We start from the raw sequence: 20,020 nt of genomic DNA on the forward strand, positions 1-20,020 counted from the left end.
CAATATCTCAATATTCAATTTTTACTTGTATAGAAATTCCAATCTATACTATTGCTGATGCTTCTTTTATCACTTAAAAATTGAAATGATTTAACTTTAAAAAAAACCAAACCTAAATTTAAAATTGTACAATTTACGTTTGAAAAAAACTTGAAACCCGGATCAGTTCATCGGCAAATTGAAAAAGAAAGTTGAACCTTTTTCAGGTTTGCTTTCTACCCAAATTTTGCCTTGGTGCCTTTCTATAATTTCGGCACTTAAATAAAGCCCGATGCCAAAGCCTGAAATATGCTGCGTGTTTTTTGTTTTTACACGGTAATAGCGTTCAAACAATCTTTCTGCATCGCTGGCTTTGATACCGATGCCTTGGTCTTTTACGCCAACTTGTACACAATTATCTATCACCTCGCAAAACACTTCAATTTCTTTTTCGGGAGGCGAATACTTGGTTGCGTTGCTTAATAAATTGCTTATAACGGAATGAATCTTATCGCGGTCGGCCTGCACAAAAGTTGGGTTGCAGAGAACAAAATGAATAGAACGATCTGGATTGGAGATCAATGTTTCTTTTATGGCTTCGGTAAGTAAATCTTGCAGATTGAACAACTGCTTTTCCAAGTGTATCTTGCCCGATTCCAGGCGCGAGATATTTAAAAAACCATTGATCATGGTACCCATCTTTTTTACCTGCCGCTCTGCCTTATCCAAAGCAGAAGCCGTAAAACTGTCCCCGCTTTTTCTGGCTTTTCCATGCAACATTTGCACATAAGCGCTAAGCGAAGTAAGTGGCGTTTTCAGCTCATGGCTTACCATGCCTATAAAATCGTTCTTTCGCTGTTCGTCTTCTTTTTGACTTGTGATTTCTAAAACCGACCCTATAAACCTTACCGGTTCGTCTTTTTCGTTAAAAAACACTTTGCCCTTGGCCCGTACCCAGCGTAGTTTTTTATCCTCTGTGCCAATGGTTCGGTATTCTACATCATAATCGCCGATACTGGTTGCTTTGTTAAGCAGTTCCGAAATTATCTTGCTGATTCTTTCCCGGTCTTCTTCATGCAGGCCAGGCAAAAAGTCTTTTTCGTAGCTCACATTTTTGTTATGGGAAATGCCAAAAAGTTCGCGGCAGCGCTCGTCCCATTCCATCGTTCCATTAACTAAATCCATATCAAATGTGCCTAAAGCCGCCGCCTGCTTTGATAAACGCACCTGTTCGTAAGCGCTTTGCAATTCATTTCGTGCAAGTACTTGGTTGGTAACATCAATTGCTACAATCATGATGGCAAACACATGGCCGTCCGCATCTTTCATTGGCTCGTACACAAAATCTATGTGTACAATTTCTTCCCTGCCATTTCTGACCAGCACAATTTCATGCTCTTTGGCATGGTAAGTTTTACCTGTTTTAAATACCTCGTTTGTAACCGGTTCGTAAATTGCGGCAGCTTCGGCAAGCACTTCCCAATAAGGCTTTGCCTTAAACTGGTCCCGGGTTTTGCCAACCAGCGTCAAAAAACAATCGTTTATTTCCTCTGCAAATGCCGGTTCGCCTTTCAAAATACACATCCCAAACGGTGCTTGCCTCACCATGTTTTGTATATTTTGCTCGCTGGCTTTCAACAGGTTTTGTGCGCGCTCCTTTTCGGCAGTTTCTAAAACTTGCGCGGTAATGTTATTGGTGGTGTTGATGATAAATTGTACATTTCCCGCTTTATCCAAAATTGGCTCGTTAAGGTTTGACCAATACTGGGTTTCTAACTTGCCCGAACTTGGAACAAAGATTTCATATTTAAAAACAGGCAGCTTATCCTCGGCCTTATGATTGATTACCCGGTTGAAGGAACTAAAAACGCTAAACTTTTCTGAAGAGTCTGCTCCGCTGCCCGGAAACACTTCGAACAAGCTTTTGCCCAATAATTCATTTCGCTGCTTGTGCACCAAATCAAGATATTTGTTGCCCACGGCCAGAATGGTAAAATGCGGAGGATCGGCTTTAATAATGAGAGAGTTCGCAGATTTTATAAAAAATAATTGAAAGGCTTCGCTTGTATAAAACTCGTCGTTTGGGTTGTTCACTTATTTAAAGGTCAAATTTTAATAAAAAATCAGCTTGTAGCAAAGCTTCACATACCGGATTAAGCTTTACTCTGTAGGTAAAAACGAAACAGCAAAAAGCATATTTTTTTGTAAAAATACAATGTTTAAAGTTTTTTGCCGGATACAAGAAGCATTACGATTATTTTTTTGTTCGGTTTCCTTTTGTTTGATTTTAGTTGATCAAACTAAGCCAAAAGAAACAGTATTTTAAATGATGTTTTTTCTCAACATAAAAATGAAACGCATCCTGTTGATTTAATTGTATTTTCACCGATGCTTCTTTTACCACCTAAAAATCAATAAAAGGCCAAATGAAAATTTACCAGCAACCGTTGCAACTGAAAGCCAAGCCAAGAGGTTTCCATTTGATAACAACAGAAGTTACACAAGCGTTTCCGGAGATCAGGGAAATTAAAACGGGCATTTGCCAGGTTTTTATCCAGCATACTTCTGCATCTTTAACCATCAACGAAAACGCAGACCCAACGGTACGTAAAGATTTTGAAATGTATTTTAACAAAGCCGTGCCCGAAAATGACCCCAATTATTTGCATGATGAAGAAGGCGCAGACGATATGCCGGCACACTTAAAAGCAGCCATGCTGGGCAGTTCAGTTATGATTCCGATTAGAAACGGCCGTTTTGCTTTGGGCACTTGGCAAGGAATTTACCTGTGCGAACACCGCAATTATGGCGGACAAAGAAATTTGTTATTAACCGCTTGGGGAGAATGAGGATTTTGAGGTAAGAGGTATCAGGTTTGAGGTGCGAGGTCCAGCATGACGAACTTTGGCGATGGACTATGAACCATGATCCATTAACTTTTTCACAAAACCAACTGTTCGTGCAGCTTTAGCAACGTTTCTTTCGGATCGGTGCACAAGCCCGGATGCACTTTTGAAGACTGGATAATGGTGCTGCGTGTTGCCGTTAGCCAGCGGAAGCGTGAAGCGTGATCCAATTTACTAATCGTCCCAAAATCAAAATTGCCGTGGCAAATGTTTTCAAAGGCGAAAAGGTTTGCTTTCAGTTCGCCTAAATTTATACCGGTAAAAACAGCATTTAAACGGTTTTCATTTACAGTAATTTTGGTTTGAAGGAATTTAAGTTTCGGACAATACAAAACCACGCCCACATTTAAAAACTCTTCCCGTTCTACCCTCGGCACAACACGAATGACGGCATACTCAAATAAGTATCTCTCTGGCATGTTGGGCTTCTTTTACAAAAATTTCGGATGCGGCCACTCTTGTGGTTAAAAATTGGGTGTAAACCTGTCGCATTTCTTCGGCTGATCCGGCTTCCTGCGTTAACCAGCTTTCTGGTATCAGCGATACGATGGCTTCGATTTTTTCTTTTGTTAAGATGGACCGAAATTCCGCATCAACCTCTTCCAGTTCGGCAGCATAAGGCAGCAAAACATGGTCTTTAACCTGCACAAAAGGCCGCCGCGCCTGTTCCTCCCAGTTTTGCCAGGAATGATGAAAGTACAAAGCCGCACCATGGTCAATCAGCCATAACTCTTTGTGCCACAGTAACATGTTGGTATTTCGGGGCGTACGGTCAACATTGGTAATCAGGCAATCCAGCCAAACAATCTGAGAAGCCAGTTTTGGGGCGATAACGGTTACGGCCGGATCAAAAGTAATGGCACCGGAGAGGTAATGCAAAGCCAGGTTCAGGCCAACACTTGCTTTAAGCAAATCCTGTATTTCTTCGTCCGGTTCTGCCCTTCCGAAGGCAACATCCAAATCGGCAAAAACAATCTCCGGGACTTTTAAACCCAATGTACGCGCAATTTCGCCGCCAATCAGTTCGGCAATCAAAGCTTTTACGCCTTGCCCTGCACCACAAAATTTAAGTACATATAAAAACCCGTCGTCCGCTTCGGCAATGGCCGGTAAAGAACCGCCTTCGCGCAATGGCATAACATAGCGGACAACATTTACAGTTCTTGGTTGCGGTTGGCTTTCGTTCATTTAACCGGTATTTTATCAAATACTTTTACGCAAAGCAGCGATTGTATTTAGCCGGAAATTTAAACCAAATTTATGAGAAACGGTAAGCTGACCAGATGCTGTTTTTACCACACTAAATTTATGTTGATAAAAGAAGCATCCGCTTATTCTGTTACCGCTTCCGTCCAGTTATGGTCGCCGCATTTGGGGCATTTTGTGTTTTGATCAAAAGGGTTTTTTTTAAGGGTCCCGCAGGTTTGGCAAACTTTCAATTCTTGTGATTTTTTTAAACTCGCATTAAATTCTTTATCCCAATGCGGCAAAATTGACAGTCCCGGTTTTGCGTTTTCTTCCTGTATCAACGTAAAAGAACCGCCCGCTTCCATATAAAACCGTTTTACACTGCCCAATTGTTTGATACTGTTGGCACGAAGCTGGGCAACAAGCCGCTCGCGCGAGATGCGGGCTTTTTTCATCGTGCCCAGGTCCAACACAGAATCTTTAACCAGCGTACTTATATTTCCCTGAGAAAATTCTTCAAAATCCTGGTTTTTAAATGACCGTGCTGCAACCCACCGTGCTACAAACACTACAATAACGGCAATAATTACGGCAGGAATTATCCCTCTGTCAGGAGATTGAAGCGGGACACCAATTGCGGCTGCAAGCGAAACCATAGCGGCCAAATCATTACGGCTTAGTTGCGATGACATCCGTTTGCCCATCATCCGAATTGCAACCAGCAATAATAAATAAAACACTGCCGCCCTGATGACCAGTTCTAAATAAAAACTTGCAGGCACTTCGCCTACCAATATCCTAAACCAATCCTGTAAATGTATTTCGTTCGGTTTCATTTTTGCTTAGTTTATGGCATTTATCCACTCATCCTGCCCACAATTTTTACAAGGCGCGCCTGCGTTTTCAGGTTTTATAAAACCGCAATTAATGCAAGCTATTAATTCAATAGGTTGTGGCGGTTTTGTAAAAGCCTGTTCTTTGGTTTTTATAATTTCCTGGTCATCCGGAGGAAGGATAGACAATCCCGGCTTCGGTTCTTTGGATTGAAAGATGCTGAACTCGCCGCAAGCTTCCAGATAAACACGGTCTACTATGCCGAGGTTAAAAACGTTTTCCTGCCTTAGTTCTGCAAAAAGCTGTTGGTGCGAAATTCTTACTTTCTTCATTTCGTCCAGTTGCAAAATGCCGTCTTTTACCAGCATGCTTGCTTTTCCCTGCGTTAAATCTTCTATTTTGCCGTTCACAAAACCCAGCCAACTAATACCGCGCTGAAAAAAAGCGATACAAAGCAACAGTAACGCACCTTGCAAAAGCCCGCGGTCTGGTACTTGCATCGGTACAGAAACAATAGCCCCGATGGTAAGCATAACGGCCATTTCCATAATGGTTAACTGTCCGCTCATGCGTTTCCCTAATGTGCGTACAATAAAAAGCAACGCAATGTAGATGATGAGGGTTCGGATAAAAACCTCTATCATAAACTCCGGGGGCGCCAAGCCGAACAAGATGCGTTTCAAATCCGCAAAGTGGATTTCTTCTTTTTTCATAAATGTTGCTTAATTTATACCGGTAAAAACAGTATCCGTTATTGCGTGGCTTTGCCTTTATTGTCCCAATGGTCTTTAACTACTTCGCCGTTTTCGCCAAATTTTAGCCTGCGTGCGTAGCGTTCGCCTTTTATTTTGCCATCTTCGTCTTTTTGCCCCATAAACAACAATATTGGCCTGCCGGCTTCGTCTGTTTTAAAAGCCAAGTCATAGCGTTTGAACTTTGTTTCGACCATGCTGTTCGGGTCGTAGGTTTTATTTAATATTTTAAGGATTTCTACGCCTAATTCCATTTTTACCGATGATAAGTTTGATGACAGGGAAAGCAGCTTATGGCAAACAGGACCGGAATTTTATTTTTAAACATTAACTTATTAAAGATCAAGCCGGACGAATGTTTTTAACTTCTTACAAAATTTATGTAACAGTTTAGTTTCGAAAAAAACCAACATAAAAAAAACGCTGCTAAGTTTTAGCAGCGTTTAGATCAAATTTGCCTGATACTTCTTTTACAGGTATATTTTTGGTGGTTTTTGATTTTTAATATTGAACAAACTGTTTTCAATTAGCCCAACATCAAAATCGCATTCAACCTGATTACAAAATTTGTACGGATATTTAAACTTCTTGCAATACAGGAACAGCATTTAAAACCTGAAACTTGACAACAATTATTTCGAGCTTGTATTTTTTGATTTGCTGTTCATCATAAAAACTGCGTGTTTGTATTTTGCCTTCAATGTACAATAAATGCCCTTTTTGCAACAGTTCGGTTCCTGAAGCGGCAACTTCTTTCGGAATTTTAATATTGTGCCATTCAATCAGTTCTACATTATCGCCATTTTTTTTGATGGTTTCGTTGGTTACCAACGGAAAACATAAAACTTCTTTTTGGTCTGTAAAGTTGTGCAAACGGGGTTCTTTGCCAATATGCCCTACAAGGAATACCTTGTTTATACCTGAATTTGTAAACATAGCGTGCTGGTTTATATTTGTAATTATCTGGAATGTGCTTTTATCTGAACTGTATTCAATTTTAAAGGCAATTATTAGTTTTACAATGAGTATTAATACTAATTTATGCTTGCATTAATACCTAATTTTGGTTGCACGGTTACCAGTTCTGTTACTTTATCTATCAGTTCTGACAAATCAAAAGGTTTGGAAATAAAAGCGTTACAACCATAAAAACCTAAAGACTGCAAGACTTTGGGGTAAGCCGAAAAGATGATGACCGGCAAATTTTTGGTGATGGAACAGTTTTTAACATTGCTGCAAAGTTCGCCGCCGTTTACGTCATTAATATGTAATCTAAGATCAGCAAATTGGGTTTGCACTTTTTGATCAAATCTAAAATGTCATCTGTACTGTCGTAAGTGTTTATATCAAAAGCTTCGTAGTTTAGAGCTTCCTGCATTACGTCCAAAATCCGCTGATCGTTATCGAGTACCAGTACTTTTTTTAGCATAAAATTATTGTAAAGCGGTTGAAAGATTAGAAAGATTTTTGAAATTTTTTAAATCCCGCGCATTAAGTTCTACTAAAATTTTTGTGTTGGCCTTATCCGAAACCCTTTGAAAAGGCTGATAAAAAATGCTGCAATAGGCGCTAAAAGGCTTGGGCAGTTTTTGCAGCAAAGGGTGCTTTTTTACAGGTTTTAAAGTGATGCCTACATAAGCATCGTCTTGGTCTATACAAGTAGTTTGAGATAAAAAGAACTTATAACCTTTCTTTATCAAATAACCAAGTAAACGTGGGGTCAGTAACGTTTTCATAGTTTAATAATTAATGTTTCAAAGGTCTTTAAAAGATTTTTAACTATAAAGTATTAATACTGTGAATTGGCTCGGATAAGTACCCGTTTTAAAAATAAATGCAAGGCTGATGCGAAAAACAAAGGCCTGATTGGAAACTTTAGAAGAGAAAAACTTTAAATATTTATAAGGTTTATTTCAACTTAAAAACAAAACCTGGCTTGTAACAGCAAAAACAGGTTTCTGCTTAATCTAAAATTGTATCTGAAAAGAACAAGATTGAAAATTGAAATATATAATAAATTGTATTAATACTTGTAAACAGGCGGATGCAAGTATTAATACAAAAAACGTTTAGAAATGGTATCTATGAAATTAAACCGCTTAAAATAGCATAACGGATAAGTGCTGCCGTGTTTCTGCTTCCGGTTTTATCAATGAGGTTTTGGCGGTGGCCTTCAACGGTGCGTTTACTGGTAAAAAGTTTATCGGCAATTTCTAAGTTGGTATAACCTTCGGCAATTAAAGATAATATTTCAACTTCGCGTTTAGAAAGTTCTATTTCTGGTTTTTCGTTCGGAACAACCACTTCCGGTTTATGGATTAATTTGTCCAACATGCGCAAAGAAAGCTCGTTGCAAATATACCGGTCATCGCTTGTGCAAACATGTTTGATGCAGAATATCAATTCGTTTGAAGTAATATTTTTTAAGATATAACCGGAAGCACCATTTTTAAAAGCCTGAACAATGTATTTTTCGTGATCCAGCATAGTTAGGATAATCACTTTAACTTTTGGAAATTGCTGTTTAACCAACGTGGTCATTTCCATTCCGTTCATTTCCGGCATGTTTACATCCGCCAGTACAATATCCGCTTTAAAGCCTTTTGCCAGCAATTCCAATGCTTGCTTTCCATTGGTGGCTTCCGCAACAATTTCTAAATCCTTATCCTTTTCCAGGATAGATTTTATACCATTACGAACTACGTTGTGATCTTCTGCAAGTAATACTTTAATCATGTTGTTGCCAGTTTTTAAAAACTGATGGTTAAAATACAAAAGTTTGACCTGCTTAACAACGAAAGTTGATAATTGTGATCGTTAAACCTATAAAAGATGCGCAGCTGTCCAAATCTGTAATACTGTTTTTACCTACATAAATTAATTGCCCATATCGCTGTTGCTCACAAAAGCAATGTGTTTGCTATCCGGCGACCACGAAGGCGTGTTCATAGAACCTTGCCCGCCGTAAACATAGGCCAGTACTTTTGGCGTTCCTTTGCCATCAATAGGCAACATACGGATGTAAACGTGTTTGTAAGGCGGGTGGCTGCCCGGCTCTACTTCTGTTTTCAGAAAAGTTAAAAACACCATCATTTTGCCATCCGGAGAAATGTGTGCAAACCAGTTGTTGTAATCATCGTTGGTCATTTGCTCCTGGTTGCTTCCGTCCGGCCTCATCCGCCAAATTTGCATCAGGCCGGAACGAACGGAGTTAAAATAGATGTATTTGCCATCGGGCGTGTATTCCGGCCCGTCGTCCAGCCCTTTTGTTGAAGTCAGGCGGATTTCTTTTCCGCCGGTTGCCGGTACTTTGTAAACGTCAAACTCGCCATCCCGGTCTCCGCAGAAAACCAAATATTTACCATCTGGAGACCAGCCGTGCATGTAAGACGGCCCTTTTGGTGTAATTTGCTTGGGTATTCCGCCGGTAACCGGAACGGTGTAAACAATAGAACCGCCCAGCTCTTTTACCCAACTGCTCAGCCCGATCATTTTGCCGTCGAAAGAAAGCACATGGTCATTGTTGTTGCTTTTTACTTCGCCCGTATTTAACGGTTTAGGCTGACGGTTGGCGAGATCAAAATTATACATCAAACCTTTGCTATCGTTATAAATCAGGCTTTTGCCATCTTTCATCCAGTTTGGTGCCTGGATAGAATTAGGGACGGTGTAGATAATTTCCCGGTTTCCGGTTGCTATTTCCATCAGCTCTAAGTTGCTGCCCAAAGTCATTTGTGTAGATTGGCCTGCTGCCCCATTATAAGGAATGGTGATGCGCACATCCCGAAAAATACCTGTTTCTGTAACATCCGCATTGTGCGAGCCTACAAACAAACCTACATAAACGTCCTCGCCTAAATCTACATTGGTTATTGCTTCAGTTGCAAAAGGTTGGCCGTATTTAGCGGCACGCATGGTGTAAGTGTTGCCTTTTCTTTCCAATTGGATGATGTTGGCATGGTTAATTTTAAAACGCGTTTCTTCTGTCGTTGCGCCATCTGCTTTGCGGTATTGCAAAGAAGTTAAACCGTCGCCATGAACAACTGCGTTTACTTGTGCTGAGTTGCCGTTTAAGTTTTTGCGCACCATCCAGCCCACTTTCCGATGTTCTTCCACGCCGTTCCAACCTACAAACTCGGCTTTAGTGTACAAAATAAAATCGCCTTTCATTTTCTTCCACACAAAATGAAATTCGTCCTGGTTTCCCCAAATATTGGTTCCGGCACCGGTAATTATGTATTGCTGGTTTTGCGGGATGAAAGTAGCCGAGCCAGGCTTTACGTTTTTTCCAACATCGGTTTGCCCATCAAAAACCCCAATTTTTTGTGCCGAAACCGACAACGAAAAAAGCAAAGCCAAAACCGGTAAAGCTGTTTGAACAAGCTGTTTTGTTTTCATACTGTTTTTATAGATATAAAATAATGCCCTGCTAATTTATGTTGTAGCAGGGCATCTTCATTCTGTTAAAAAAGCTTTTAAATGGATGCTTCTTTTACACTAAGTTTTTCTTGATGTAAGTGATACTTTGGGTGATACTGGCAAAAGGGTCGCCTGGTGTTTTGTCCTGTTCCACAAAGAAATACTGCAGGCCGGCTTTATCGGCCGATTTAAATATTTGTTTAAAATCTATGGAGCCGTTGCCCACTTCTGAAAAATTCTTTTCGGGTGTTTTGTCCATGTCTTTTACATGCCAAAGCGGGAAACGGCCCGGATGTTTGTTGATCAATGCAATCGGGTCTTGCCCGGCTTTGGTAACCCAATACATGTCCATTTCCATTTTTACGTTATTTTTATCCGTATTGGCCAGCAAAACTTCGTACGGAAACTGCCCGTCCTGCTTTTCGAACTCAAAATTATGGTTGTGGTAACAAAACTGGATGCCTGCTTTTTTGCACATTTCGCCGGCTTTGTTAAAATCCTGGGCCAGTTTTTTGTAATGGTCTAAGCCGCCGCGCTCCTGTTCTGATAGATAAGCACAAACCATGTATTTAATTCCGACGGCCGACGCATCTTCGATCGCTTTGTCCCAACCGCTCATCATCGTGCCTTTTTGGCTTTCGCCATTGATTTTTTCTTCGCCCAAACGATAATGGCTGCTTGGCATAATCAATCCGTTCTGCTTCAGTAAGCGCGAAAAAGCGGCAGGTTCCATGCCGTAAAATTTTTGCGAACCGGTGTAAGTTGCACCTTCTACCGAATTGTAGCCTATTTTTGCTACGTGTGCCAAAGTTGCGGCCGGATCATTTTGCATTGCGTCTCTTACCGTATATAATTGCAGGCCAATGTACTTGTGGTTGTAATTCAGCAAATTTGGTGCTACCAGCAAACTGGCAGAATAAACCGCAGAAGATTTAAGAAATGAACGTCGTGTCGTCATGATTTGAGTGTTAAAATTGGTTTTAATAATTGGGTTAGCCTTAGGAAAATGCTACTCAATAATAGCAATTTTTGCTGAGATAGGGAAACACAAATACTGTTTTTACCAGCACAAATTTTGCCAGGTAAAAACAGTATGCCGGTTTAAATTTGAGAGAAAACGGTGGGAATTAAAAAGGTAGAAGTAATGCGCGAAACGTTCAATTTATCAGAATATTCGGGCATGGAGCTGATGCGTTTCCACTCAGCATCGCCGCCAAAACTTTTCCATTTGGCGTCGTGGTCGGCCATATCGTCAAACATAATCATGTAAGTTAAATTTGGCCGCATTTCCCCAATCAGGGTTTCTGCAAAAAACACGGGCCTAAAACCTAAACGTTTAAAAATAGCGCTTTCGCCGACTTCGTTAAACATTTCGATCTTTTTTTTGCCGGTCAGTTCGCTGGCACTTTCGTAACGGCGCAGTTCAAAAAGACGCTGCTTTTTCTCTGTTGGCAATAAGTTTGGCGTAGTTTTAAAAGCTTGCATCAACGAACTTTCAATCCGGTCATAAGCTGGTGCCGAAGCAGGCGCATTCAGGTAAGCAGCACCAGCCTGCCGATAAGCAGTATCAGCCAGCAACTGGTTTTCCATTTTAAAAAAAGCATCGGCAGATTTAAACGGAATAATCGCATAAATTTTGGTTTGCCCTTCGGGTTTCATCTCCGTAAAAACACCAATATTCTTGCTGCCCAATTTGTTTAAAGCCGGAATGGCCGCATTTTGAAAATAATCTTCTACCAGTTTTTGCTGCGTTTCATCTTTTAAAGTATAAATGCGCAGTTCGTAAAATTCGGTCTGCTGGTCTTTGTTGGCCGTTTTTTCTGCGGATGAAATGGCGGGCAAAACACTTCCGGCCAAACCGGCTGTTAATGTTGTTTTGATAAAAGCACTTCTTTTCACTGGTTAGTTTTTTTATGATTGAATACGATTTGCTTACTCGTTTTTGTCTTGTTTAATTGTTACAGATGCTTCTTTTATGCCCATAAAATCATTAAGGCTGATAAATGACACCCAAAACCTGATCAATGCTGACAGGCGTATCCCAGTATTTTAACAGCTTCCTTTCTTTGTTGTAAATATACAATGCTGGAAACTGCGAAGGTGTAAAGCGTTCGATAAATTGCCGGTTTGCATCGGCCAAAAGGGTAACATTATTTTTATTTTCCAAAGCCTTGCCGTAAGTATGTACAAACTTTTGGATCTGAGGTTTCTTGTCCATTGATACCAGATAGAATGCTGTATTTTTAAATTCTTTGTAATGCGAACTAATCAACTGCGTTTCGTACTGGCAATGCGGGCAGGTAGCATCAAAAAACAAGAATAAAATTTTGCTATCCTTTTTCAGTTGCTTTTGGGTGAAAACCTGATCGTTCATTGTGTACAAAGTAAAATCAGGGATAATTGCTGCCGGTTTTAATTGTGCAAAAACTGGTTGAAAAATACTTGTAAACAGCAAAACGGCACTGTAAAAAATTAGTGCCGTTTTTTTGAAATTTGTTGATGCTTCTTTTATCAGCATAAAATTAGTGTGAGCTTACAAGTCTCGAACCCAAATATTACGGTAACTTATCGGTTCGCTTTTATCACCGTGCGCCTGCAGTTTGATAGGTGCGCCTCCGCTGTAAGCTTTGTATTTCGGCTGGCCAACGTAAAGCGTTTCGCCTTTTAAAACATAATGGTTTTGCACCACTACACCGTTAAAAAATACGGTAACTGTAGCCGGGGTATTTACAGAACCATCTGTTTTAAAAGTTGGTGCTTGCCAGATGATATCATATGTTTGCCAATCGCCCGGCTTTTTGTTGGCATTTACTAGCGGGATAGATTGCTTGTAAATACTGCCTGCCTGCCCGTTCACATAAGTTTTGTTGTTGTACGAATCCAGAATTTGCAATTCGTAGCCAGAATCGCCTTTTCCGGTAGAAGCCAGAAATACACCGCTATTTCCTCGAAGCTGGCCTTCGCCGGTAATATTTGTTGGAATTTTCCACTCCAGGTGCAACTGGTAATTGTTAAATTTTCTTTTGGTTTCGATGTTGCTTGTGCCTTTTTTAACCGTAAAAAAATCACCGCTCACCGGCCACTCTACGGGTTTGCTGCTATCGTCTGTATAAACCCATTGGTTTAAATTACCATTGGAGAACAAAATAACCGCATCAGAAGGCGGTTCGTTGTTTGTTTTTCCCGGAGTTACCACTTTTGGCACCGGTTCGTAAAACTCAGTGTCTTCATGTTTTGCAGCTTGCTGGGCATTCGCCATAGAAAAACCTCCTGCCAATAAAACGGTTAATATTAGTTTGTTCATCATTTTTAAAATTGGTTAAAGAAATGAATTAGATTATAGATTATACCGGTAAACTATTTTTCATGTAATTAGCACTTTCTGCAATGCTAACGTAAGGATCAATGTTGATAAAATTCTCTTGTTCCATAATATAATGTTTAACACCAGCAGCCTTGGCCACAGGCAGTATCTTTTTAAAATCAATACTGCCTTTGCCTATTTCGGTGTTGAGGTTGGTGTTGGTTTTATCCCTATCCTTTACATGGACCGCAAAATAACGGCCTTTGTGTTTGTTTAATATTTCGATGGGATCCTGGCCGGCACGTACAACCCAGAAAATATCCATCTCCATATGCACTAAAGCCGGGTCGGTATATTTTAATATCGTATCATAAAACGTGGTGCCATCTACCGGCTTCCATTCAAAGTTGTGGTTATGATAGCCCAGCTTCAGCCCTTCTGTTTTACAAATTGCTGCGGCTTTGTTCATTTTATCTGCAACTTGTTTAAAGTCTTCCGCGGTTTTGATAAATTGTTCTGCCAATGAAGGAACAGTAATGTAAGACTGGCCGGTATCGTGTGCTACTTCGATGTACGCTTTCAGGTCATCGGTTTTTCCGGTTCCAAAAAATTGATCCAAACCATAATGCCCGCTTGGTGTGGACAAACCATGTGATTTCAGCAGTTGGCTAAATTCTTTTGAAGTTAAGCCCCAATAGCCGGTTTTTTTATCAAAGCCAAAAGTTTCTACCTCTTTGTAGCCCGCTGTCGCCACTTTGGCAATTACGCCTTTTACATCTTTAGGCAGTTCATTACGCAGGGTATAAAGTTGCAGCCCAATTTGTTTACTGTTGATGGATGCGTTTAGAAAATCCGGCTTTATCAAAACACCTGCCGACACTAAACCGGCCTGTGCTAAAAATTTTCTTCTGTTGATCATGGAAATGGTTTAGGTTATTTAAAAGGGATACTGTTTTTAGCAGGGTAAATTAGGGCTTGTTTAACATTTACTTATCTAAGTTATTATGCTTCTTTTATCACACAAAAATTGGTGTGCAATCGGTTGTTCAGGTTGATGCAAACACCAATTTTTATAGGGTAAAAGAAGCATTTGCATATTTACTTGTATAAATTTAAACAGGCCCTTATACATCGCAAATTTCTATTGCGTTTTTCAGCGATGCAAGTTTGTCTTTTTTCAAAGGGATAAATTCCTGTGCCACATATCCTTTAAACCCGGTTTTTAAAATTGCACGCATAATTGCCGGATAATACAGTTCCTGGGTATCGTCTATTTCATTTCTTCCGGGAACGCCGCCGGTATGGTAATGGTTGATGTATTGGTGATAATCTGTAATATTCCGGATGATATCGCCTTCATCAATTTGCATGTGGTAAATATCGTACAGCAATTTAAAGTTTTCAGAACCCAAACGCTTTGCCAGTTCTGCGCCCCAGGAAGTTCGGTCGCACTGGTAATCTTTGTGGTTGACCTTGCTGTTCAACAACTCCATCACCAGCACAACTTTGTGTTTTTCGGCCAGTCCGATTACTTTTTTTAAGCCTTCTACACAGTTGTTCCAGCCGGTTTCGTTGTCCATGCCTTCGCGGCTCCCGCTAAAACAAATTAGGTTGGTATAACCGGCTTTTGCTACCAGCGGGATCATTTCCGAATAATTTTTCACCAAAGTTTCGTGGTATTTTTTGTTGTTGAAACCTTGAGTGAGGCTGATCTCGGCACCGTTGCACATGGGCGAATCCAAACCGTATTTTTTCAGCGTTGGCCAGTCTTTTGGCCCAACCAGATCAATGCCTTTGATGCCGATTTTTTTTGCCGCTGCACAAAGTTCTTCTACCGAACACTCATTATAACACCAGCGGCAAACCGAGTGGTTGATGTTTCCTTTTAGTGCAACTGACTCCATTTTTAATGTGGTAAAAGAAGTAAGGCTGCTGCCAGCGGCCAAGGTTACGGTGCCTGCAATCAAATCTTTAATAGCAGACCGGCGGTTTAGTTTTGATGCCATTTTTTGATCAATTAAACATCGAGGCGCATGTCCCGCTGTTCGTCCAAATTTAAAGCCGGGTTTGCTTCCATATGGTTTTTATCTTTAAACAACAGCAAAAACAACACTAAAACCACGGCCGCAATTCCGGCTGGTATCAACCAGATAGTTTGCCAGTTGTGTGCGGTATCAGAAGTTTTGTAGTTGTCCACAATCTGTCCGGCAATTAAAGATCCGATCAGCATCCCAACACCATAAGTGGCCAGCGTGATAAAGCCTTGCGCCGCACTTTTAAAGCGTTCGCCAGCCAGGTTGTCGGTATAAATCTGCCCGGTAACAAAAAAGAAATCGTAGCAAACGCCGTGCAAAACGATACCGGCAATCAGCATCCAGTAATTGCTGCCTGCATCGCCGTAGGCAAACAAAACATAACGCAATGCCCAGGCCAACATGCCCACGGCCAGCATTTTTTTTACGCCCAAACGGACGAAGAAAAACGGGATCATCACCATAAATAAAATCTCGGAAACCTGCCCCAAAGATTGTGTTACCGTGGTGGCGTGCATGCCTGCTTCTTGGAAAAAAGGATTGGCAAAACCATAATAAAATGCCAGCGGAACGCAAATGGCAATGGACGCAATAAAAAAGATGAGGTAAGATTTGTTTTTGAGCAAACCGATAGCATCTAAACCCAACATATCGCCAACAGAAACATTTTCGCCTCTTTTTACCGGTGGCGTTGCTGGTAAAGTAAAACTGAACAAACCTAAAATGATGGAAGCAATGGAAGCCATTTTAAAGGTATTTACCAAAGCTGCTTCTCCGCCTTGCTTGTCCCAGTTTAGATAGCTGATTAAAACACCGGCCACAATCCAGCCAATCGTTCCCAAAACACGGATGGGCGGAAACTCTTTGCTTGGGTTTTGCATCTGCCGGAAGGAAACTGAATTGACCAAAGCCAATGTGGGCATATACAAAATCATATATACCAAAATCACCGGATAAAATGCAGAGAAATTGCTTGCAGTAGAAGCCCACCACAATAACGCACCACCCAATAAATGTAAAACACCCAGGATTTTTTGTGCCGAGAAAAACTTATCAGCTATTAAACCGATGATAAACGGTGCAACAATAGCTCCTATGGATTGCGTGGTTACCGCAGCCCCAACTTCTATACCGGAAGTTTTCAGGTCTTTTAACAAGTACGTTCCCAGGGTTACAAACCATGAACCCCAGATAAAAAATTCCAGGAACATCATGGCCGATAACTTGGTGCGGATGGCAGCAGTCATAATTTAGGTTTTAGGTAGGTAAAAAGAGTATGGTTTATTTTAATGACAATATATATTTTACCATTTCTTTGGCATCTGCTAAAGGCAGGTTTGGATGTGGTGTCATCGCGATATCACCCCAAACGCCTTTTCCGCCGCTGATTACTTTATTGGCCAGATAGTCAATGTTCTTATCATTGTTTTCATATTTTTTGGCCACATCGGCATAAGCCGGGCCAATTAATTTTTCATGTTCTTTGTGGCAGCCCAAACAATCAGAGGCAGCAAGCAATTGTGCACCCTTAGATGATGAAGTTGCGCCGGTCCTTTCTGTACCAATGCTGTTCACGTTGGTATCGGCATCGCTATTTTGGCTTTTTGCAGTTACGTTAGCGGCAGTTACACTATCGTTGCTTACAGATTGATTAGATTTATTATTGCTACAAGCAGCAATTACAGCACAAAGGCTTAAAATAATGGCAGTTTTTTTCATGGTATTTGTATTAATTATATTCCTAATAAAGTTTTGTTAAAAGAAGCATCGGCACCGGAAGCTGCAAAGTCATCAAAGGCTTTGTCGGTTACCCGGATGATGTGGTCCTGAATAAATTGTGCACCTTCCCGGGCACCGTCTTCCTGGTTTTTAATGGCACACTCCCATTCTAAAACCGCCCAGCCTTTGTAATCATAAGCGGCCAACTTACTAAAAATTGCTTTAAAATCCACCTGGCCATCGCCCAAAGAGCGGAAACGGCCAGCACGGTCAATCCAGTTTTGGTAACCGCCGTAAACACCTTGCCTGCCGGTTGGGTTAAACTCTGCATCTTTTACATGGAACATTTTGATGCGTTCGTGGTAAATATCAATGTAATCCAGGTAATCCAAACATTGCAAAATAAAGTGGGAAGGATCATACAATAAACAAGCGCGCGGGTGGTTGTTCACTTTTTCGAGGAACATTTCGTAAGTTATACCATCGTGCAGGTCTTCTCCGGCGTGGATTTCGTAGCACAGATCAATACCGCATTCGTCAAATTCATTCAGGATCGGCAACCACCGTTTTGCTAATTCTGTAAAACCGGTTTCTACCAAACCCGCCGGGCGTTGCGGCCAGGGATAAACCATCGGCCATAATAAAGCACCGCTAAAAGTAGCATGGGCATGCAATCCCAAATTTTGGGAAGCTTTTGCGGCATACTTTAATTGCTGTATGGCCCATTCTTTACGTGCGTTGGGGTTGTTTTTTACCTGATCCGGCGCGAAAGCATCAAACAAAGTATCATAAGCCGGATTGACTGCCACCAACTGGCCTTGCAAATGTGTAGAAAGTTCGGTGATTTGCAAGCCATAACCCATCACTTTCCCGTTCAAATCATCGGCATAAGTTTTACTTTCTGCGGCCAATTTTAGGTCTATAAAAGAAGCATTGTTGGTAGGCAGTTGGATACCCCGAAAACCAAGGTCAGCAGCCCATTTGCAAATGGCATCCAGACTGTTAAAAGGAGCTTCGTTAGAAATAAATTGGGCCAAAAATATGGCAGGTCCTAATAAAGTAGTCATGATTTATATTTTGAAGTCCGTCCATTTTTCGGAAGACTTTCCGGATGCAATTACGTTTTCGATAAAGGCCATTCCGCGGATGCCTTCTTCAATTCCCGGAAAATCCAGCCACTCCGGTTCGGGTGTTTTTCCTGCCAAATGCGCCTGAATGGTAAAAGCGAAATTTTTATAAAGATTGGCAAAAGCCTCAAGATAACCTTCGGGATGGCCAGCAGGTGTTCGGGTATTTTTTTGGGCGAAGGAACTGGTATAGCTGCCGCCGGTCCGGTAAACTTCTACCGGTTTGTCCAAAAGTTTTACCAGCAAAGAGTTTGCATCAAACTGTTGCCATTCAATCCCTCCGTTTTCGCCATAAACCCTGATTTTGACATTGTTTTCTTCTCCGGCTGCAACTTGCGTGGCCATCAAAACGCCGCTCGCGCCATTGTTAAATTTTAGCAGAACTGCGCCGTCATCATCCAACTGCCGCCCTTCAACCACAATGTTAACATCGGCACAAAGCTTTGTAACGGATAGGTTGGAAACATATTCGCACAAATTGAAAACATGTGTCCCGATATCGCCCATTGCCCCTGCCATACCGCTTTTGGTCGGGTCGGTACGCCAGGAAGCTTGTTTGTTATTTCCGCCTTCTTCAAACTTGCTCAGCCAGCCTTGCGGGTACTCTACATAAACTTTGCGGATTTTTCCCAACTTTCCTGAAAGTGCAAACTGCCGTGCTTCTTTTACCATCGGATATCCGGTGTAAGTATGCGTAAGGCAAAAGAAATTTCCGGTCTGTTCGATCACTTTCTGCAAGTCTTTTGCTTCCTGCAAAGAAAATGTGGCCGGTTTATCCAAAATAACATGAAAGCCGTTTTCCAATGCTTCTTTTGCTGGTGCAAAATGAAGATGGTTTGGTGTTACGATGCTGATCACTTGTACACGCTCGTTTTCGGGCAACTGCTTTTCCTTTTCAATCAGTTCCTGATACGAATTATAAACGCGGTTTTCGGGCAGGTTGAGCAATAAACCGCTGGCTTTGGATTTTGCAGGATCACTGCTAAAAGCGCCGCAAACCAATTCGTACTGATCGTCCATCCGTGCCGCAATGCGATGGACAGCACCGATAAATGCGCCTTGGCCGCCGCCAATCATTCCTAATTTTAACCTCATCATTGTAGTTTAGGAAAGTGCCCAGGCTTTATCGCCTTTTTTATAGGGATAATTGCCATCGTATTTTCCGGGTATAGGCATATAGCGCAAAGCTTTGGTAGCGCCAACCTCGGAAGTAAAATAGCCCAGCATGGTTAGCTCTTTCATCATCCTGAAATAATGGTTCGGGTCTTCCTTTTTCTTTGTTTTTTGATACGCTTTTTGCTCGTTGTCCAGCTCAACCAACAAAGCGGTGCGTTGCTGCGGGCTGCTTTCCATAAATTTTTTGCCGTGCTTTTTCTGGCTGGCGTTATCTATTTGCGACAAACCTTTGGTAAACACTTTCTGGTCTTCCGGCAAGTAACAATCCTTTACCATCGTGGCCATAAAATGGCCAATGCCAGCCTCTTTTGCACCAGGCGTACTGGTTGCCGGGAAAATGGTATCGCCAACTTCATCCATAAAACCGATTTGGTCGGTGTTAAATAATTCGCTTACTTTTTCGGGTGTTGATTTACAACCACTTTGCAAAAAAAACTCGGCCCCTAAAACTGTGCCGCCCAATAACCAGGCAACTTTTGTTATGGCTTCTCTTCTATCCATATTTTTATGTGCTAAAAACAGTATTTAGGTCCTGTTTAAAATTTGTTCGATATATTTTCCCATGCTTCTTTTATCGCCTAAA

General features: G+C 41.2%; 24 protein-coding genes. 1 reads left to right on the forward strand and 23 read right to left on the reverse strand.

Annotated elements, in window-relative coordinates; translation table 11 throughout:
• Window positions 1-162 precede the first annotated feature (162 nt).
• The gene (locus Q0192_RS18220; RefSeq protein ID WP_299291845.1) at window positions 163-2,073 is read right to left on the reverse strand and encodes an ATP-binding protein; all 1,911 of its coding nucleotides are present in this window, start codon (window positions 2,071-2,073) and stop codon (window positions 163-165) included.
• Between the two features lie 332 nt (window positions 2,074-2,405).
• On the opposite strand from Q0192_RS18220, the gene Q0192_RS18225 reads away from it, so the two are divergent.
• Window positions 2,406-2,828 carry a secondary thiamine-phosphate synthase enzyme YjbQ gene (locus Q0192_RS18225; RefSeq protein ID WP_299291847.1) on the forward strand — a complete coding sequence of 141 codons (423 nt, stop codon included), beginning with the start codon at window positions 2,406-2,408 and terminating at the stop codon, window positions 2,826-2,828.
• Between the two features lie 92 nt (window positions 2,829-2,920).
• Here the strand turns inward: Q0192_RS18225 and Q0192_RS18230 are convergent, their stop codons facing one another.
• The 22 genes from Q0192_RS18230 to Q0192_RS18335 form a co-directional block, all read right to left on the reverse strand.
• Window positions 2,921-3,304: a DUF3037 domain-containing protein gene (locus Q0192_RS18230; protein WP_299291849.1), complete on the reverse strand. Its 384-nt coding sequence runs from the start codon at window positions 3,302-3,304 to the stop codon at window positions 2,921-2,923.
• Window positions 3,282-4,073: a HipA family kinase gene (locus Q0192_RS18235; RefSeq protein WP_299291851.1), complete on the reverse strand. Its 792-nt coding sequence runs from the start codon at window positions 4,071-4,073 to the stop codon at window positions 3,282-3,284. Before Q0192_RS18235 ends, Q0192_RS18230 begins: the two co-directional genes overlap by 23 nt.
• 143 nt (window positions 4,074-4,216) lie before the next feature.
• Window positions 4,217-4,909, reverse strand: a complete 693-nt coding sequence (locus Q0192_RS18240) for a YetF domain-containing protein (RefSeq protein WP_299291853.1) — start codon at window positions 4,907-4,909, stop codon at window positions 4,217-4,219.
• A gap of 6 nt (window positions 4,910-4,915) precedes the next feature.
• The gene (locus Q0192_RS18245) at window positions 4,916-5,620 is read right to left on the reverse strand and encodes a YetF domain-containing protein (RefSeq protein WP_299291855.1); all 705 of its coding nucleotides are present in this window, start codon (window positions 5,618-5,620) and stop codon (window positions 4,916-4,918) included.
• A 38-nt stretch (window positions 5,621-5,658) separates the two neighbouring features.
• Window positions 5,659-5,913, reverse strand: a complete 255-nt coding sequence (locus tag Q0192_RS18250) for a hypothetical protein (RefSeq protein WP_299291857.1) — start codon at window positions 5,911-5,913, stop codon at window positions 5,659-5,661.
• A 325-nt stretch (window positions 5,914-6,238) separates the two neighbouring features.
• Entirely contained in the window at window positions 6,239-6,595 is a 357-nt protein-coding gene (locus Q0192_RS18255; protein ID WP_299291859.1) for a single-stranded DNA-binding protein, read from the reverse strand.
• A gap of 98 nt (window positions 6,596-6,693) precedes the next feature.
• The gene (locus Q0192_RS18260) at window positions 6,694-6,957 is read right to left on the reverse strand and encodes a hypothetical protein (RefSeq protein WP_299291861.1); all 264 of its coding nucleotides are present in this window, start codon (window positions 6,955-6,957) and stop codon (window positions 6,694-6,696) included.
• Entirely contained in the window at window positions 6,912-7,088 is a 177-nt protein-coding gene (locus Q0192_RS18265) for a hypothetical protein (protein ID WP_299291863.1), read from the reverse strand. Before Q0192_RS18265 ends, Q0192_RS18260 begins: the two co-directional genes overlap by 46 nt.
• Before the next feature lie 4 nt (window positions 7,089-7,092).
• Window positions 7,093-7,395, reverse strand: coding sequence for a hypothetical protein (locus Q0192_RS18270; protein ID WP_299291865.1), 303 nt, complete (start codon window positions 7,393-7,395; stop codon window positions 7,093-7,095).
• Window positions 7,396-7,741: 346 nt separating this feature from the next.
• Complete coding sequence (locus Q0192_RS18275; protein ID WP_299291867.1) at window positions 7,742-8,395, reverse strand: response regulator transcription factor; 654 nt, start codon at window positions 8,393-8,395, stop codon at window positions 7,742-7,744.
• 141 nt (window positions 8,396-8,536) lie between these two features.
• Window positions 8,537-10,057, reverse strand: coding sequence for a hypothetical protein (locus Q0192_RS18280; RefSeq protein WP_299291869.1), 1,521 nt, complete (start codon window positions 10,055-10,057; stop codon window positions 8,537-8,539).
• A gap of 94 nt (window positions 10,058-10,151) precedes the next feature.
• Window positions 10,152-11,036 (reverse strand): sugar phosphate isomerase/epimerase, encoded by an 885-nt coding sequence (locus Q0192_RS18285; protein ID WP_299291871.1) that lies wholly within the window; start codon window positions 11,034-11,036, stop codon window positions 10,152-10,154.
• Window positions 11,037-11,179: 143 nt separating this feature from the next.
• Window positions 11,180-11,977: an NIPSNAP family protein gene (locus Q0192_RS18290; protein WP_299291873.1), complete on the reverse strand. Its 798-nt coding sequence runs from the start codon at window positions 11,975-11,977 to the stop codon at window positions 11,180-11,182.
• Window positions 11,978-12,068: 91 nt separating this feature from the next.
• Window positions 12,069-12,596, reverse strand: coding sequence for a redoxin domain-containing protein (locus Q0192_RS18295; protein ID WP_299291875.1), 528 nt, complete (start codon window positions 12,594-12,596; stop codon window positions 12,069-12,071).
• Window positions 12,597-12,611: 15 nt separating this feature from the next.
• A complete protein-coding gene (locus Q0192_RS18300) occupies window positions 12,612-13,385 on the reverse strand; it encodes a DUF1080 domain-containing protein (protein ID WP_299291878.1) in 774 nt (257 codons plus the stop codon).
• 37 nt (window positions 13,386-13,422) lie between these two features.
• On the reverse strand, window positions 13,423-14,301 hold the full coding sequence (locus Q0192_RS18305) for a sugar phosphate isomerase/epimerase (RefSeq protein ID WP_299291879.1): 879 nt from the start codon (window positions 14,299-14,301) through the stop codon (window positions 13,423-13,425).
• Window positions 14,302-14,506: 205 nt separating this feature from the next.
• Window positions 14,507-15,388, reverse strand: coding sequence for a TIM barrel protein (locus Q0192_RS18310; RefSeq protein ID WP_299291880.1), 882 nt, complete (start codon window positions 15,386-15,388; stop codon window positions 14,507-14,509).
• A gap of 11 nt (window positions 15,389-15,399) precedes the next feature.
• Window positions 15,400-16,662: a nucleoside permease gene (locus Q0192_RS18315; protein ID WP_299291881.1), complete on the reverse strand. Its 1,263-nt coding sequence runs from the start codon at window positions 16,660-16,662 to the stop codon at window positions 15,400-15,402.
• Window positions 16,663-16,696: 34 nt separating this feature from the next.
• Window positions 16,697-17,134: a c-type cytochrome gene (locus Q0192_RS18320; RefSeq protein ID WP_299291883.1), complete on the reverse strand. Its 438-nt coding sequence runs from the start codon at window positions 17,132-17,134 to the stop codon at window positions 16,697-16,699.
• Window positions 17,135-17,148: 14 nt separating this feature from the next.
• The gene (locus Q0192_RS18325) at window positions 17,149-18,201 is read right to left on the reverse strand and encodes a sugar phosphate isomerase/epimerase (RefSeq protein ID WP_299291885.1); all 1,053 of its coding nucleotides are present in this window, start codon (window positions 18,199-18,201) and stop codon (window positions 17,149-17,151) included.
• A gap of 3 nt (window positions 18,202-18,204) precedes the next feature.
• Window positions 18,205-19,359 (reverse strand): Gfo/Idh/MocA family oxidoreductase, encoded by a 1,155-nt coding sequence (locus Q0192_RS18330; protein ID WP_299291887.1) that lies wholly within the window; start codon window positions 19,357-19,359, stop codon window positions 18,205-18,207.
• 6 nt (window positions 19,360-19,365) lie between these two features.
• On the reverse strand, window positions 19,366-19,938 hold the full coding sequence (locus Q0192_RS18335) for a gluconate 2-dehydrogenase subunit 3 family protein (protein WP_299291889.1): 573 nt from the start codon (window positions 19,936-19,938) through the stop codon (window positions 19,366-19,368).
• Window positions 19,939-20,020: the final 82 nt, after the last annotated feature.

This window comes from uncultured Mucilaginibacter sp. (assembly GCF_937859865.1).
Lineage (GTDB): Bacteria > Bacteroidota > Bacteroidia > Sphingobacteriales > Sphingobacteriaceae > Mucilaginibacter_A.